The sequence below is a fragment of the Acrocarpospora phusangensis genome, from assembly GCF_016862995.1.
Taxonomy (GTDB): domain Bacteria; phylum Actinomycetota; class Actinomycetes; order Streptosporangiales; family Streptosporangiaceae; genus Acrocarpospora; species Acrocarpospora phusangensis.
This window is the reverse complement of record NZ_BOOA01000017.1, coordinates 112,322-126,550: the sequence shown is the minus strand read 5'-3', so window position 1 is coordinate 126,550 and position 14,229 is coordinate 112,322. Positions and strand designations below refer to the sequence as shown.

At 70.7% G+C, this 14,229-nt stretch carries 10 protein-coding genes; 4 read left to right on the top strand and 6 right to left on the bottom strand.

Features of this window, described 5'->3' with window-relative positions:
* Positions 1-93: 93 nt before the first annotated feature.
* Positions 94-2,343, bottom strand: coding sequence for a serine/threonine protein kinase (locus Aph01nite_RS13095; RefSeq protein WP_204041110.1), 2,250 nt, complete (start codon positions 2,341-2,343; stop codon positions 94-96).
* Between the two features lie 256 nt (positions 2,344-2,599).
* On the opposite strand from Aph01nite_RS13095, the gene Aph01nite_RS13090 reads away from it, so the two are divergent.
* Complete coding sequence (locus Aph01nite_RS13090) at positions 2,600-3,391, top strand: HpcH/HpaI aldolase family protein (protein ID WP_204041109.1); 792 nt, start codon at positions 2,600-2,602, stop codon at positions 3,389-3,391.
* A 64-nt stretch (positions 3,392-3,455) separates the two neighbouring features.
* On the top strand, positions 3,456-4,970 hold the full coding sequence (locus Aph01nite_RS13085) for a serine/threonine protein kinase (RefSeq protein ID WP_204041108.1): 1,515 nt from the start codon (positions 3,456-3,458) through the stop codon (positions 4,968-4,970).
* A 5-nt stretch (positions 4,971-4,975) separates the two neighbouring features.
* On the opposite strand, the gene Aph01nite_RS13080 is transcribed toward Aph01nite_RS13085, so the two are convergent.
* On the bottom strand, positions 4,976-5,872 hold the full coding sequence (locus tag Aph01nite_RS13080; protein ID WP_204041107.1) for a hypothetical protein: 897 nt from the start codon (positions 5,870-5,872) through the stop codon (positions 4,976-4,978).
* 65 nt (positions 5,873-5,937) lie between these two features.
* Between Aph01nite_RS13080 and Aph01nite_RS13075 the strand changes: the two genes are divergently transcribed.
* Together Aph01nite_RS13075 and Aph01nite_RS13070 are read left to right on the top strand one after the other, a co-directional pair.
* On the top strand, positions 5,938-7,158 hold the full coding sequence (locus Aph01nite_RS13075) for an alpha/beta fold hydrolase (RefSeq protein ID WP_204041106.1): 1,221 nt from the start codon (positions 5,938-5,940) through the stop codon (positions 7,156-7,158).
* A 75-nt stretch (positions 7,159-7,233) separates the two neighbouring features.
* Positions 7,234-8,040, top strand: coding sequence for an SAM-dependent methyltransferase (locus Aph01nite_RS13070; protein WP_204041105.1), 807 nt, complete (start codon positions 7,234-7,236; stop codon positions 8,038-8,040).
* On the opposite strand, the gene Aph01nite_RS13065 is transcribed toward Aph01nite_RS13070, so the two are convergent.
* The 4 genes from Aph01nite_RS13065 to Aph01nite_RS13050 are packed head-to-tail and all read right to left on the bottom strand — an operon-like array spanning position 8,037 to position 13,862.
* Positions 8,037-11,396, bottom strand: coding sequence for an NACHT N-terminal helical domain 7-containing protein (locus tag Aph01nite_RS13065; RefSeq protein WP_204041104.1), 3,360 nt, complete (start codon positions 11,394-11,396; stop codon positions 8,037-8,039). The genes Aph01nite_RS13070 and Aph01nite_RS13065 overlap by 4 nt on opposite strands.
* A 34-nt stretch (positions 11,397-11,430) precedes the next feature.
* On the bottom strand, positions 11,431-12,063 hold the full coding sequence (locus tag Aph01nite_RS13060; protein ID WP_204041103.1) for a MerR family transcriptional regulator: 633 nt from the start codon (positions 12,061-12,063) through the stop codon (positions 11,431-11,433).
* A 15-nt stretch (positions 12,064-12,078) separates the two neighbouring features.
* Positions 12,079-13,035, bottom strand: a complete 957-nt coding sequence (locus Aph01nite_RS13055) for an SIS domain-containing protein (RefSeq protein WP_204041102.1) — start codon at positions 13,033-13,035, stop codon at positions 12,079-12,081.
* 17 nt (positions 13,036-13,052) lie between these two features.
* A complete protein-coding gene (locus Aph01nite_RS13050; protein WP_204041101.1) occupies positions 13,053-13,862 on the bottom strand; it encodes a hypothetical protein in 810 nt (269 codons plus the stop codon).
* Between the last annotated feature and the right edge of the window lie 367 nt (positions 13,863-14,229).

Below are 14,229 nucleotides of genomic sequence, written 5' to 3'. Positions count from 1 at the left end.
CACCGCTCACCCGGCTGTTCCCGCAGATCGGCGGATGATCGGCCGTTTGCGTTTCTCCGGTCCGGGTGTCGCTGATCAGGGTGTTTCCGTAAGTCAGCGGATGATCGGCCCGTCGCCGCCGGCCGTGGGGGTGTCCTCGGGCTCGGGATCCGGGCACTTCGGGCCGTTGATGGTGAACGTGCTGGTCGCGCTGTCGCCGCCGGGAGAGGCGGTCACCTTGATCGTCCGTACGTCGGTGAAGTCGCAGTTGGGCTGCTTGAAGGAGGCCGAGAAACTCCGGCTGTAGCGGGTGTCGCCCGACAGCGTCGCGTCCTGATTGGACGTGAACGGCGGCAGCGTCCGGCCGTTGTAGGTGATCGTGGCGGTGATCACCACCGCCAGCGAGATCTGCCCGGTCGAGCCCGACGTCACGTTGACCACGCCCGTCGTCCCGTTCCAGCTGCCGATGGAGACCGCCGGGGGCGCGCACTTCGGCCCCGGCACCCGTACGGTCTTGGTCTGCGCGCCGTTCGCGGCGGCCGGAGCCGTGCTGACGGTGACGCTGAACTCGGCCGTCTTGTCGCAGTCGACCTCGCCCAGATCACCCGTGACGTTCAACGGGTACGTCGTCTTGCCGGAGATGTTCGCAGACTTGGTCTGCACCGGCTTGCCGTCCCGGGCGAAGACCGCCGTCACCTTGGCCGGTCCCGGGCCGTCGGTCTTGACCTCCAGGCCGGCGGCCTTGCCGTCCCAGCTGGAGATCGTCACGCTCTGCACGGCAGGCGGCGGGCAGGCCGGGCCCTTGACCTGCGTCGTCTTGCTCACCGGGCCGGCCTTCGGCGCGGTCGCGATGGTGATCCTGCGGTAGACGGACTTGCCGCAGGCGGGCGCGGTGAACGCGTCCTGCACCACCGGCGTGTACGTCGTCGCCCCCGCGAGCGGAATGATCTGCGCGGGACGCGCGACCAGATGGCCGGTGTCCGGCCCCTCCGCGAAGATCACCCGTAATGACACCCGCCGGGCGGCCGACGCCCGTACCCGCAGCGAGGCCGACTGCCCGTCGAAGGACGAGATCGCCAGCCCGGTCACCTTCAGCGGCGCGGGCGTGACCGTGGCCGTCGCGGTCACCGTGGGCGTCACCGGGGGCGCCGCGGTGGGCGTGGTCGTGGGGGGAGCCGGCGGCTGCGCGATCGGGGTCTCGGTGGCCTCGTCCGTCGGATCCGTCACGCTCTCGGTGGTCGGCTCGACCGGATCGGTGGCCTCCTCGGTCGGCTCCACGGTGGGCGGGGCCGGCTCGGCCGACTGGCTCTGCGGCGGGCGCAGCGTGGTGCCCTCCGACACCGGCGTCGCCCCGTTGGAGGCGACCAGCACGGCGATCACCAGCGCGGCCACCAGCGACCCGCCGATGGCGAACCGCGGCGCGAAGTGCCCGAGCCGGTCCGACAGCACGGTCCGCGCCAGCGAGGTCCCCACCTGCGGGGGCGAGGCCGGCCGCGCCAGCGGGAACAGCAGCGCCAGCAGCGTCGCCAGTTCGGCCAGGTGCCGCCTGCCGCGCTCCTCCCAGTCGGTGCCGTACGCGGCGACGGCCGCCGCCTCCAGGTCGGCGACGAAGGCGCGCGCGGTCGGCGGCCGGTCCATCGGGTTCTTCGCCATGCCCCTGCCGACCAGGGCGCGCACCGACGACGGCACCTCCATGGTCGGGATCGGCGCGTGCTGGTGCTGGTGCCGTAACCCCGCCAGATGGTCGGCCCGGTACGGCTTGCGCCCCGTCAGGCACTCGAAGAACACGCAGGTCGCCGCGTACACGTCGGTGGCCGGGCTGGCCGGGCTGGCGGCCCACTGCTCGGGCGCCATGTACGACGGCGTCCCCGACGGAACCCCCGCCTCCCCGCTGTGCGTGGCGATCCCGAAGTCGGCCAGCTTGCTGGTGCCGTCGGCCTGGATGAGCACGTTCTCGGGCTTGTAGTCGCGGTGCACGATGCCCTGCGCGTGCGCGCTGGACAGGCCGAGCAGGGAGCCCTTGAGCACGACCAGCGCCGCCTCCGGGCTGGTGGTGCCGTGCTCGGCCAGGATGCGCCGGAGCGGGACGCCGTCCACCAGCTCCATCACGATGGCGGCGTCGCCGTACGGGGACTGCACGTATTCGTAGAGTTTGACGATGTTGGCGTCCTGGAGTTCCACCATCAGCCGGGCCTCGCGCTGGAAGCCCGCCAGGAATTCGGGGTCGACGCGCAGCCGTTCGCTCAGATACTTGATCGCCACGAACGCGCCCGTGGACTCATAGGTCGCCAGGACGACCCGTCCACTTCCCCCGACGCCGAGTTCCCTTATTTCCCGATATCCGGGAACAGTCCAGTCGCTCACCGAAATAGCCCCCTCCTACGGCACTCGGCGCGGAGATCCATCTAACGCCGTGTACTCATACGAAGGTCTCACCTACTCGCCAGCTTGTCACCGGAGTAGAAATGTCACCTATTCGCTGCAAACCGAACGGGTATGACAGCGCTCTAACGGCTGTAGGACCGCTCCGCGTGCTCCCCCGGCAATTACCCAGAGTGTCCCAATTAGGACCCCGGGCCCACTTTCGGATGTACTTCCCGTGGGACACGTGAGGAGAACGATGAGCGACAACCCGTTGATCCGGCGCTGGCGGGCCGGAGAGGTGACCTACGGAGTCTGGTGCACGGTGCCCGGTTCCGTCTCCGCCGAGCTGATCGCCCGGCAGGGCCCCGACTACTGCTGCCTGGACTTCCAGCACGGCCTGATCGACCTCGCCGCCGGGGTGACGATGATGCAGGCCGTCGAGGCGGGGGGCTCGATCCCCGTCGCGCGGGTCAACTGGAACGAGCCCAACCGCATCATGCAGGTCCTGGACGCGGGCGCCCGGGGCGTGGTGGTCCCCATGGTCGGCAACGCCGAGGAGGCGGCCAGGGCCGCGCGGGCGTTCCGTTTCCCGCCGCACGGCGACCGCTCCTGGGGGCCCGTACGGACCGGCGGGGTCCTGGGCGGCACCGACCCCGAGACGCTGGCCGACCAGGCGTGCATCCTCATGATCGAGACGGCCGACGGGATCGGGAACGTGCGCGAGATCGCGGCCGTGCCGGGCGTGGACGCGCTGTACATCGGCCCCAGCGATCTTTCCCTCTCGCTCGGCCTGCGGCCCGGCCATACGCCGCCGGACCCGCGCTTCACCGAGGTCGTCGACGGGATCAGGACCGTCTGCCTGGAGAACGGGATCGCGGCGGGCATCCACTGCGGCAGCGGCGAGGAGGCCGCGCGCTACGCGGAGCAGGGCTTCACCATGATCACGGTGGGGACGGACTCGTCGCTGCTGAGCGGTGCCGTACGGGGCAATCTGGATGCCGCCAGGGGCGGGACCGGGAGCGCCGGGCGGGCGGCGGGGATCTACTGACCACCGGCGTGAGCATGGCCGGAGCAGGTTACGGTGGGTGGGCCGTACCCGCAGGAGGATCCGCATGAGCGCAGGGCCACTGGAGCCCGCCGACCCGCGCAAGCTGGGCGAGTTCGAGGTCGTCGCGCGGCTCGGGGAAGGCGGCCAGGGCATCGTGTACGAGGGCTGGTCGCCCGCGGGCGACCGGGTCGCGATCAAGGTGCTCAAGGGCGGCACGGATCCGGTGACGCGGCGGCGGCTGGCCCGGGAGCTGGAGTCGGCCCGCAGCGTCGCCCCGTTCTGCACGGCCCGCGTCCTGGCCGCCGAGCTGGACCGCCCGGAACCTTACGTGGTGAGCGAGTTCGTGCCCGGCCCCTCGCTGCACGAGAGGGTCAGGACGGGCGGTCCGCTCCGGGACGGCGACCTGGACCGGCTGGCGGTCGGCACGGCCTCGGCGCTCGCCGCCATCCACGCCGCCGGGATCGTGCACCGGGACTTCAAGCCGGGCAACGTGCTGCTCGGTCCGGACGGCCCCCGGGTGGTCGACTTCGGGATCGCGCGCCCGCTGGACGCGGAGACCGCGCCGTCGGTGCTGGCGGGGACGCCGCCGTACATGGCGCCGGAGCAGTTGCGGGGCGTGCAGGCGTCGGCCGCGGCGGACGTGTTCGCGTGGGCGGCGACGATGGTGTTCGCGGCGAACGGGCGGGCGCCGTTCGGGCACGACACGATCGCGGCCGTGTTCCACCGCATCCTGAGCTCGCCGCCGGACCTGGACGGGGTGCCGGAGCGCCTCCTGCCGGTGCTGCGGGACTGCCTGGCGAAGGATCCCGGGCAGCGGCCGACCGCGAAGGAGCTGATGATCCGCCTGGTGGATCCCGGGGTGCCGGCCATGGCCGGGCCGGGTCGCGCGGCGGTGACCCCACGATCCGCAGGGACGGCCTGGCCCGGTCCGACGGCCCCGCTGCCGCGTCCGGTCACGCCCGACACGACGGCGCCGGGTGCGGCGCGGCGGCCGTTCCCGCGGGGGATCGCCGTGCTGGCGGGTGCGCTGGCGGCGGTCGCCGTGGCCGCCTTCCTGGTCGTCCAGGGCATCCCCGGCGGCTCCGGGGAATCCCCTGGGCCGGCGTTGAGTGAGCAGACCCGCGATCCGGGAGCCGCCCACCCGGACGCGGCTGAGGTGGACGCGGCTGAGGTGGACAACGCGGGCGCGGGATCGGGTGACGGAGAGACGGGCGCGACCGCGCCGGAGACTCCCGGGCCGGAGCAGCCGTCCGCCGTGGGGAGCGTCGTGACCGCGGGCTTCGCGGGGACGTGGGCGGGAGACGTCGTCTCCCAGGACCGCCGGAAGGTGATCTACAGCGTCACGATCGCCCTGGCGGAGGGCGATCGTGCCGGGCTCGCGGTCACGGACGGGTGCAAGCAGGCGCTGCGGGTCACCAGGAACCGGGGGAAGGCGATCGACCTCACCATGGAGCAGGTGGGCACGTGCGTGGGCGGGGACATCACCCTCACGTTCGCGGGCGGCGACACGCTGCTGTACGAGCGTCAGGAGGGCGGCGGCTCCCTCACCTACCGGGGGGAGCTGCGCCGCCGATCCTGACCGTCTCAGCCGCCCCGGACCAGCTCGAACGCGTACGCGCCCGTCTTCGCCGTGTTGGATCGCACGATCAGCGCGTACTTGCCGTCGCCGTTGGAGAGCGGCATGTCGAAGTCGCCGCAGAGCGGGACCGGCTGCCGGGCGTTGGCGATGTCGGCCTGCGCCGCGTCCACCAGCTCCAGCTGGATGGCCGTGCACGCGCCCGCGCCGCCGACCACCTTGACGGCGGTCGCGCCGTCGGAGTCGAACTCGAACCGGTCGATGCGCCCGGAGACGTCCAGGCGGCCCGCTCCGGCCGGGCTCCCTTCCCCGATCTTCATGCCGATGGCGACCGGGAAGCTGCGGGGTTTGACGGTGGCGATGCGGAAGCCGTACTTGCCGATGGTGTTGTTGTTTCCCCAGACCTCCAGGCGGTGGGTGCCGGCCTTGGTGAGCTTGAAGACCCAGGTGCCGAAGGAGAGGCTGAGGTTGGGCAGGCCGACCGGTTCGTCGTCGACGTCGGCGAAGGCCTGGAACTGCATGTCGGTGGTGCCGTTCATGTCGGCTACGTAGAACTCGCGGGCTTCGCCCAGGTCTATGACGTACACGTCTTTCTGGCCGGCTCGGGTGAGCTCGGCGGAGACGACGCTGCCGTCGACGAGGGTGCCGCCGGGCTGGACGGTGGCGCCGGCCGCGGCCTCCTCGGCGGGTTGCGTGGTTTCAGTGGGTTCGGTGGAGGCTTCGGGCTGGGCGGCTTCCGTCGGGTCCTGGCTGGCGACGCTGACCACCTCGGGGGCGGCTTCGTCGGCGCTGGGGGTGGTGGCGGCCGGGCCGCAGCCCAGCAGGGCAAGGCTGACCACGGCGACGGCGGCGGCCGCCTTCGCCAGGCGGGAGGCGGTGGGAGAGACGGTGGGAGAGAGCGTCATGTCCCCGATTTTGGGCCAGTCCGCTTACAGCAGGGTTGACCTCCGCTAACGGGTACCTTGGCGCAATGACCGTTCTGCTCCCGGGTGTCGCGCTCACCGACCACACGTTCACCGTCCCGCTCGACCACGGCAACCCGGGCGGCCAGGCGATCGAGGTGTTCGCGCGCGAGGCGGTGGACCCGGCCCGGCGCGGCGAGGACCTGCCGTGGCTGCTGTTCCTGCAGGGCGGTCCCGGCGGCAAGTCCCCCCGTCCCACCTCGGCGGACGGATGGCTCGGGCACGCCCTGCGCACCCACCGGGTGCTCCTGCTGGACCAGCGCGGCACCGGCCGCAGCACTCCCGTCACCGGGCGGCGGCGCGACCTGGCCGACCAGTTGCACCACTTCCGGGCGGACGCGATCGTCGCCGACGCGGAGCTGATCCGGCGGCGGCTCGGCGCCGGTCCGTGGGACACGCTCGGCCAGAGTTACGGCGGTTTCATCACGCTGACGTACCTCTCCCAGGCTCCCGAGGGTCTGCGCAGGTGTTTCGTCACGGGCGGACTGGCCGGTCTGGACGCGACGGCCGACGACGTCTACGCGCGTACGTATCCCCGCGTACTGGACAAATACCGCCGCTACCTGGCGCGGTTCCCCGGCGACGTCGCCAGGATCGAAGCCATCGTCGGCGAACTCCGCACCCGCGACGTACGGCTGCCCGACGGGGACCGTCTCACCGTGCGCCGCTTCCAGACGCTCGGCATGATGCTCGGCACCGGCGACGGCGCGCAACGCCTGCACTGGCTGCTCGACGAGGGCCTCACCGACGGCTTCCTCCAGCAGTGCCTGACCGAGACGAGCTTCGCGGACAACCCGCTCTACGCGGTCCTGCACGAGTCCATCTACTCCCAGGGCCCGGCCACCGCCTGGTCCGCCGCCCGCCTGCTCCCCGCCGAGTTCGCCGAGGACGCCGCCGTCCCCGCCTTCACCGGGGAAATGATCTATCCCTGGATGTTCGACGACATCCGGGCGCTGCGCCCCTTCAAGCCCGCCGCCGACCGGCTCGCCGCCCGGACCGGCTGGCCGCCCCTCTACGATCCGGTACGGCTCGCCGCCAACGAGGTCCCCGTCTTCGCGGCCGTCTACCACGACGACATGTACGTGGACGCGGAGCTCTCGCTGGAGACGGCCCGGCGGGTGGGCAACGTGCGTACCTGGGTCACCAACGAGTGGGAGCACGACGGCGTACGGGTGTCCGGGGGGCAGGTTCTGGTCCGGCTCATGGACATGGCTTCCGGTCGGATATAACTCCGATAAGACGATAAATACTCACATTCTTAGGTACGTTAAGATCGTCAATGTAAGTCCGATCTTGGGGGATCGATGGAGTCGGAGCAGGCACCGACAGGGATTGACCCGAACATTCCGAGCGTCGCCCGGATGTACGACTACTTCCTGGGTGGCAAGGACAACTTCGCCGCCGACCGGGCCGCCGCCGCGAAGATCATCGAGCTGACGCCGAACGTGCGCGAAGGCGTCCAGGCCAACCGCCGGTTCCTCAGCCGGGCGGTCAACTTCCTGGCGGGCACGGGGATCCGGCAGTTCCTCGACATCGGGGCCGGGCTGCCCACCCAGGAGAACGTGCACGAGGTCGCGCTGCGCGCCGACCCGGAGTCGCGCATCGTCTACATCGACAACGACCCCATCGTGCTCGCCCACGGCCGGGCCATCCTGGAGGACAACCAGCAGACCATCGTCCTGGACGGCGACCTCCGCGAACCGCTCGCCATCCTCAAGGACCCGCGCGTCCACGCCCACCTGGACCTGAGCCGGCCCGTCGGCGTCCTTCTCCTGGCCGTGCTCCACTTCATCCCCGAAGACGACCTGGCCGAGACCATCGTCAACACCCTGCGCGACCACCTCGCCCCCGGCAGCGCCATCGTCATCAGCCACCTCTCCTACGGCGACCTCGACGAATCCCAGCTGGCCGAAGGCACCGCCGTCTACACCCGCACCACCGCCGGCGCCGTACGCCCCCGCTCCCACACCCAGATCCTCCGCTTCTTCGACGGTTTCACCCTCGCGGAACCCGGCCTCGTCTCCACCGACGACTGGCGCCCCGACCCCGCCTCTCCCCGCCTCCCCGCCCTCCCCGGCGTGGACGGCTACAGCGGAGTCGGCCTGCTCTAGCCCGGCCAGACGAGCCGGAAGCGTCCGCCGTCGGCGCGGATGATGCGGCGGGCGCGGTGGAACAGGTGCGGATGGTCGCGTTCGATCTCGTCCATCTGGTCGGGACGCAACCGGCGTACGACGTCGAAGGCGGTCGCGGGAACCTCGGACGGGTCGATCTCCAGCTCCATGAGGGTGACCGCCGCCTCCAGGTACGCCCACGCGGGCAGGTCCAGCTGGTACAGGACGTCGCCGAGGAACTCCAGCTGGACTCGGTCGCGTGCCACCAGGTCGAGCGCGCATCTGGCTATCAGGTGACTTTCGGACTCGCCGAGCTGGAAGCGTCCTTTCATGTCGGACAGGAGTTCACGCGCCTCTGCCGGGGACAGGTTCGGCAGGTCCACGGCGAGTCGGCTGAGGACTTCGTGTAGATAGAAGGCGGTCGAGGAACCGGAGAATCGGGCGATCATCTCGAAGGCTCGCGAATAGGCAGTCACGAGCGCGGGACGGTTGAAGTAAGAACTGCGCAGGCCCGGAAGCCATAGATCGTTGAGAGCGGTGAACAGCGAGATCGAGTGACCGTCCCCGGTGTCGGCGAAGGAGGTCACCGCTTCGCGAAGATACGTGTAGAGCGGGGTGAAGACCTCGTAGATCACCGCACGTCCGGCTCCGGTGTCCAAGGATGTGTGAGCGGGGCCGACTTGCCAGCCGTGCCCGCCTGTGTCCGGAGGCCTGTTGTGCGCCCACAGGAGCGTGTCCTCCGCCTCCCAGATGATCTGCCGATTGCCCACCGACCCTTGGTCGCGCTGGATGCTGACGGGGAGCACCTGGTGCGAGCCCTTCCAGTACACGGTCAGCGTCCGGTCGCCGTCCGCCCAGGAACGCACGATGCCCAGCGTGGCCACCAGGCTGGGCCATTCGTCGTGGTGGGTCCCCGACCGCCAGAGGTCGACGAGCGGCTGCCAGTGCCCCACCGACGCCGAGCCGTCGCCGAAGAGCTCCGCGGCGGTGACCGGACCGGTCAGCACGGTCACCAGCAGGACCAGGTTGGCCGTCTGGCGGGCGATGCGCTGAACGGCCGGCAGCGGTAAGGGCTCATAGGCCGAGCGGGTGGCTTCCGCGCCGAAATAGACCTCCTGGAACCGGCGCAGGAGGAACGGTCTCACCTGGTCGGTGGATACGCCCATGTCGCCGAGGAACTGAGGGATCGACGTGCGGACCGAGAGGACGGCGAAGGAGAGCAGCGCGCCGAACGGACCCGGCTCGGGAGGTGCGCCGAGCATGCCGCCCAGCGCGCCCGCCCGGGTCAGCGCCTCCCGCTCGGCCGCCTGGCGGACCAGGTCCCGGACCAGCCGCGCGATCAGGTACTCGCCGAAGGTGGCGTGCAGGAACTCGTAGGTGCTCAGTTCCTCGGACTCGCGTAGCGCCCGCGCCTGGTGGATGAAGAAGAACCGGCCGATGACGTTCTGGGCGGCGGTCAGCGGACGCTGGAACCCAACCCCGGCCGCGGGCGGTTCCGGGATCAGCGCACTCAGGTCGCGGTCGAGTTCCGCCTGGGTGACCCACTGCTGGCCCCGGTTGAACATGGCGAACGCGGCGACGGAGAGCCGCAGCAGCTCCCCCTCGACCGCCGCCGCGCGCCGCTCGGGCGAGATCCCGGGCTCGTGTTTCTCGATCTCGCGGTCGGCGAAACGGCGGAGCAGCCGTTCGTACAGGTCGCCGAGGCTGAGGTCGGTGGAGTCGGGCAGCCTCCGGCCGGTCTCGGCGTCGGCGTCGTACAGGGCGAGCATGAGCAGGAGCAGGGGTTGCTCGGCGAGTTCGGGATGGGCGAGCACGTCGTCGGGGGAGAGCGGCCGATGGCCGGCGCTCGCGAACAGGCCGGCGTTGGTGCGGTTCCAGGTGTCGATCCACGATTTGACCTGGGCGTCGGAGAACGGCTCCAGGCGGATGGCGACGGATTCGGCGGGCAGGCGGCAGCGGTCGGCCACCGCCGTCCGGGTGGTGACGATCACGGCGACCGGGCGGCCGAGTTCGGCTTCGCGCCGCTGGAACTCCTGGGCCTGGATCAGATAGTCGGCCCGGTTGACGCCGGTGGCCTGAAGGAGTTCGTCGAGGCCGTCCAGCAGCACCACCGGAAGCGCGCCGTCGGCGGATCGGGCCAGATCGGGCCAGCTCAGGGCCTCGCCGGTGGTGACGCGGACGGCCGCCTCGATCTGCTCCTGGATGCCGGCGTCGGCGGGGACCTGGCGGAGCGGAACGCGTACGGGCAGGAAGTCGGCGGCGGGTAATCGAGCGGCCAGCATCTGGGTCAGGACCGACTTCCCCACGCCGGGCTGACCGAGGATCAGCAAAGGCGCCCGCACCGCGGACACCGACGTCACGAAGCCGGCCAGCAGACGCTGGAGATCGTCCCGGACGGGCTGGTCGGCCCAGGACTGTTCCAGGCTGAGATCCGACGGTTTGTCGATGAGCCGGAACCGCGGGTTCACGTATCCGTCGGCCAGCGTCGGCAGGGTCAGACCGCCGGGCCGGTCGTCGGTCGGGCTGATCGGGCGAGCAGGTGCCGCCTGGTTCAGCGCGAGGATGCTTCGCAGCTTGGGCGGGGGGATCCGGCCGGAGGCGACGGCGGTGAGCATGGCGTTCAGGCCGCCCAGGCCATGGCGGATCTGCTCCTGGGTCTCGTGATGCTCGCGCTGGTCCGCCCAGAAGGAGAACTCCGGGAAATCGGTGGCCAGCCGCCGGAACATCTCCTGGTACCGGTGGGCGGCGAAGTGCGGCAACTTGGTGATTTCCGACTTCGCGGTGGCTTGCTGGGCGGCGTTGAGTTCGTCCCAGACGGCCAGGTCTTCCATGAAGCCGAGTAGTGACAAGGAGGCGCGCGAGTAAGTCATGCGCTGGCGGCGGAACAGCACTCCGGAGGCGTCCTCGGACATCGGCAACGCGTCGCTCGATTCCAGCCAGAAGTGCAGCGTGATGTTCGCGGGTACGATCGTCCGCTTGTCGGCACCCTCGGGGACGATTATTCGCTTGTCGGCGTACGTCAGTCGCAGGTCCGAGAGGCTGAACGGCAATTCGAGATCGTCGAATGCCTCGAAGAAGGCGGTGGTGATGATGATCGCGTGCGCCGCGTGCAGGCGCTCTGTTCTGGTCTGGCGGCTGACGCCGGTGACCTTCTCGCGGAGGGAGCCGATGAGTTCGTGCCCGAGCCGCATCGCCTCCGCCTTGGCGTCGAAGAGGCTGAGCGCCACCTCGCGTACACCGGGGACGACGGCGGCCCCCAGCAGGACGCCGCCGAGCACTTTGTCCAAAGCCCGGAGCGTCCGAGTCTCACCGCCGAGCACCCGCACCGCTTCGGCATAGCTGAACTGCTCCGCCACGACAGCTCCTCAGCGTTCCTCAAGAACATACGGTTCACGTGCTAAGGATTCTGGCGGATTCGGACTCCTGGGCGAGGCGCCGGATGGTGTCCAGGACGCGGCCGTACATGACGGTGCCGATGATGTGGGCTTCGACCGTGGTCTCGCGCGGCGCGTCGAAGGGGATCTGGTGGATCTCGTGCGTCTGGACGAGGGTCTGCGCGGCCGACGCGTACGGCGCGAGGTCGGCGAGGGTCGGGGACGCGCCGAGGGTGCGCAGGGTGACGATGGCCTGGGCGAGTTCCTCGCGGGCGGGGGCCCGGGGTTCGACCTGCCAGCCGTAGTCGGCGAGGAGCTGGTCGACCATCTCGCGGGCCTCCTGCCAGTCCTGGGTCTCCTCGTGGGGTTCGATGTCGGGGCTGAGCGCGTAGTGGGCGGTGCCGAGCATCTGGTGCACGCCCATGGTCTCGTCGTCCACCGCGTCGATCACCTTGCGGATGGCGGCGACGGGGAGCCGTCCGACCTCCAGCAGGGCGCGGATCAGGCGGAGGCGGCGGAGGTGGGCCCGGCCGTACTCGGCGCGGGTGGCCGAGGTCTGCTCGCCCTGGGGGAGCAGACCTTCGCGCAGGTAGTACTTGATCGTCGGGATCGGCACCCCGGATTCGGCGCTGAGCTGGGAGATCCGCATGATTAGACAGTAATGCTATCCAATGGTCTGCCGCCAGTAGGTCGCGGCGATCAGTTCCGCGACCAGGGTTTCGGTGAGCAGGGCCACGTCGGCGTCGTCGTCGTGGCGGTAGCGGATCGACGCGGCCTGACCGGGGAGGTCGCCGCCCACGGTCAGGACCGTGGACCCGCGCTGGCGGATCCAGTCCATGGCCTGCTCGTCGTAGCGGGAGCCGGGGAAGAACAGGGCGCGGTAGTCGTAGGTCTTGGTGAGGTAGACGTCCACGTGCGCCCAGTCGCCGGTCTCGCAGGCGTCGGCCTGGCGGCGCGGGCCCTCGCGGAACATGAGCGCGGACTGCTGCGCGGAGGAGAGGCGTTCGGCGGGGGCGACCGTGTAGACGCCGTGTGGCCCGTCCAGCAGCGCGACCGCCTCCTCCAGCCACGCGCCGCGCCGGTCGAGCAGATCGGCGCTCGCCTCCGCCGCCCGCCGCACAAGTCCCGAAATATCGGTATCTGTGCCGGTCAGGTGGTCGGCGAGCCCCAGGAGCAGGGCCAGCGTGTGCTGGAATGTCCGGCAGGCGACGCCGCCGTCCTCGGGCCCGGCCAGCATCGGCAGCACGGCGTCCGCGCCCTCGGTCACGGCGGAGCCGTCCTTGTTGGTCAGGGCGACCACCCGCGACCGGCCCCGGTACCGCTCGACCGCGTCCAGCGTCTCCCGGCTGCCCCCGGAGGCCGAGATCGCCACGACCAGGGTCTCCGGATCGGCGGGATAGCTCGCCGCCGCCGACGCGTACTCGGCCACGGCGTCGATGCCGGCCGACCGCAGCCGCAGCGCCGCCACTCCGGCCGCGTACCGCGAGCTGCCCATGCCCAGGAAGAGCACCCGCCGGGCGGTGGCGGGCACCTCGGCGTACAGGCCGTGCAGCGCGTCGGCCAGCCCGGCGAGCGCCTCCGGCTTCGCCTCCAGATCCGCCAGGTACAACGCCGCGTCCATCCCCACACCCTTTCGACTCAGAACCAGGTCCGCAGCACGCCCATGGGCGCGTACCGCCAGCGCGGCAGATGCCGGCCCGCGTAGATCAGCTCACGGCACAGCTGCTCGACCTCGAACGGCCGCAGCAGCGACCGGTCCAGCAGCTCCGAACGCCCCGCCTCCGCCAATGTCCCGACATAAGCGGCTTCGAGGGCTTCTCGCGTCGTCCACGCCCAGGCCGCCATCGCCTGCGGATCGGCCCCGCGCCGCTTCACGGCCACCTGCGCCACATGCTCCAGACTCGTGGTCAGCTGCGCGAGATCCCGAGCCGCCGGCTGGTACGGCGCCGCCCCCGGAACCGTCGGATTCCCGTCGAAGTCGATGATCGCGAAGCCGTCCCGCCACCGGAGCACCTGCCCCGCGTGGAGGTCCCCGTGAATGCGCAGCACCGGCGTGTCCCCGGCCACCTCGAGCGGCGCGAGTTCCCGCCGCAGATCCGCCTCGTGCGCCGCCAGCCAGGCGGAATCCTCGGCGTCCTCCGTGAGGCGCAGCGCCTCCGCCAGCGCCTCGGCCGCCCGGCCGCTCCACGCCGGCGCCGCCGTCCGTACGGGTTCCGGCAGCACGCGCGAGGGCGTCGCCATGGCCAGGTGCAGTTCCGCCGTCATGCGCCCGAGTTCGGCGGCGAAAGCCGTACCGCCGGAGACGGCCTCGTCGACGCACCACTGCCAGCCGTCCACGGCCTCGGGCAGGTAGGCGGTCACCAGCGCCAGCAGGTCCTCCCCGCGGAACACCGCCGCGTACGGCCGGGCGATCCGCTCGAACCCCACCTCCGCCAGGTGCGCGAACACCTCAGGAGCCGGCGAATCCCCAGAAGGCCTCTCAAACCACTTAACCACTACGGTTTCGCCTACGATCACCGAGTGGTTGGTCTGATCGGCTTCAATCACCCGTTCTCCGGCCGGAACCGGTGGAAGGGGACGCATCCTCTGTACCTTAAAGGGCTCCGGCGCGTCGGCAAGGGCGCGCAGGAGCGATTCCGAGAGCCCCGGTTCGATCGGGAGCCCCGGGATCAGGGTGGCCGTCGCCGACAGCCGCCACTGCGGAGTGTCCACGTCTACTCCTGAACGTCGCTTCAACAAGAAACACAAATGTAAAGCTCACCGTGCCCGGCAAAGTCTTGTCTAAGTTGAGTTCTCCTGCAACACTCGCGAATCA

Bases quoted from the DNA above. Each gene is read 5' to 3' on its own strand.
- Aph01nite_RS13055 (WP_204041102.1), bottom strand. From the start codon at position 13,035: ATGGACGCGGCGTTGTACCTGGCGGATCTGGAGGCGAAGCCGGAGGCG.
- Aph01nite_RS13070 (WP_204041105.1), top strand. From the start codon at position 7,234: ATGGAGTCGGAGCAGGCACCGACAGGGATTGACCCGAACATTCCGAGC.
- Aph01nite_RS13090 (WP_204041109.1), top strand. From the start codon at position 2,600: ATGAGCGACAACCCGTTGATCCGGCGCTGGCGGGCCGGAGAGGTGACC.
- Aph01nite_RS13085 (WP_204041108.1), top strand. From the start codon at position 3,456: ATGAGCGCAGGGCCACTGGAGCCCGCCGACCCGCGCAAGCTGGGCGAG.
- Aph01nite_RS13075 (WP_204041106.1), top strand. From the start codon at position 5,938: ATGACCGTTCTGCTCCCGGGTGTCGCGCTCACCGACCACACGTTCACC.
- Aph01nite_RS13080 (WP_204041107.1), bottom strand. From the start codon at position 5,872: ATGACGCTCTCTCCCACCGTCTCTCCCACCGCCTCCCGCCTGGCGAAG.
- Aph01nite_RS13060 (WP_204041103.1), bottom strand. From the start codon at position 12,063: ATGCGGATCTCCCAGCTCAGCGCCGAATCCGGGGTGCCGATCCCGACG.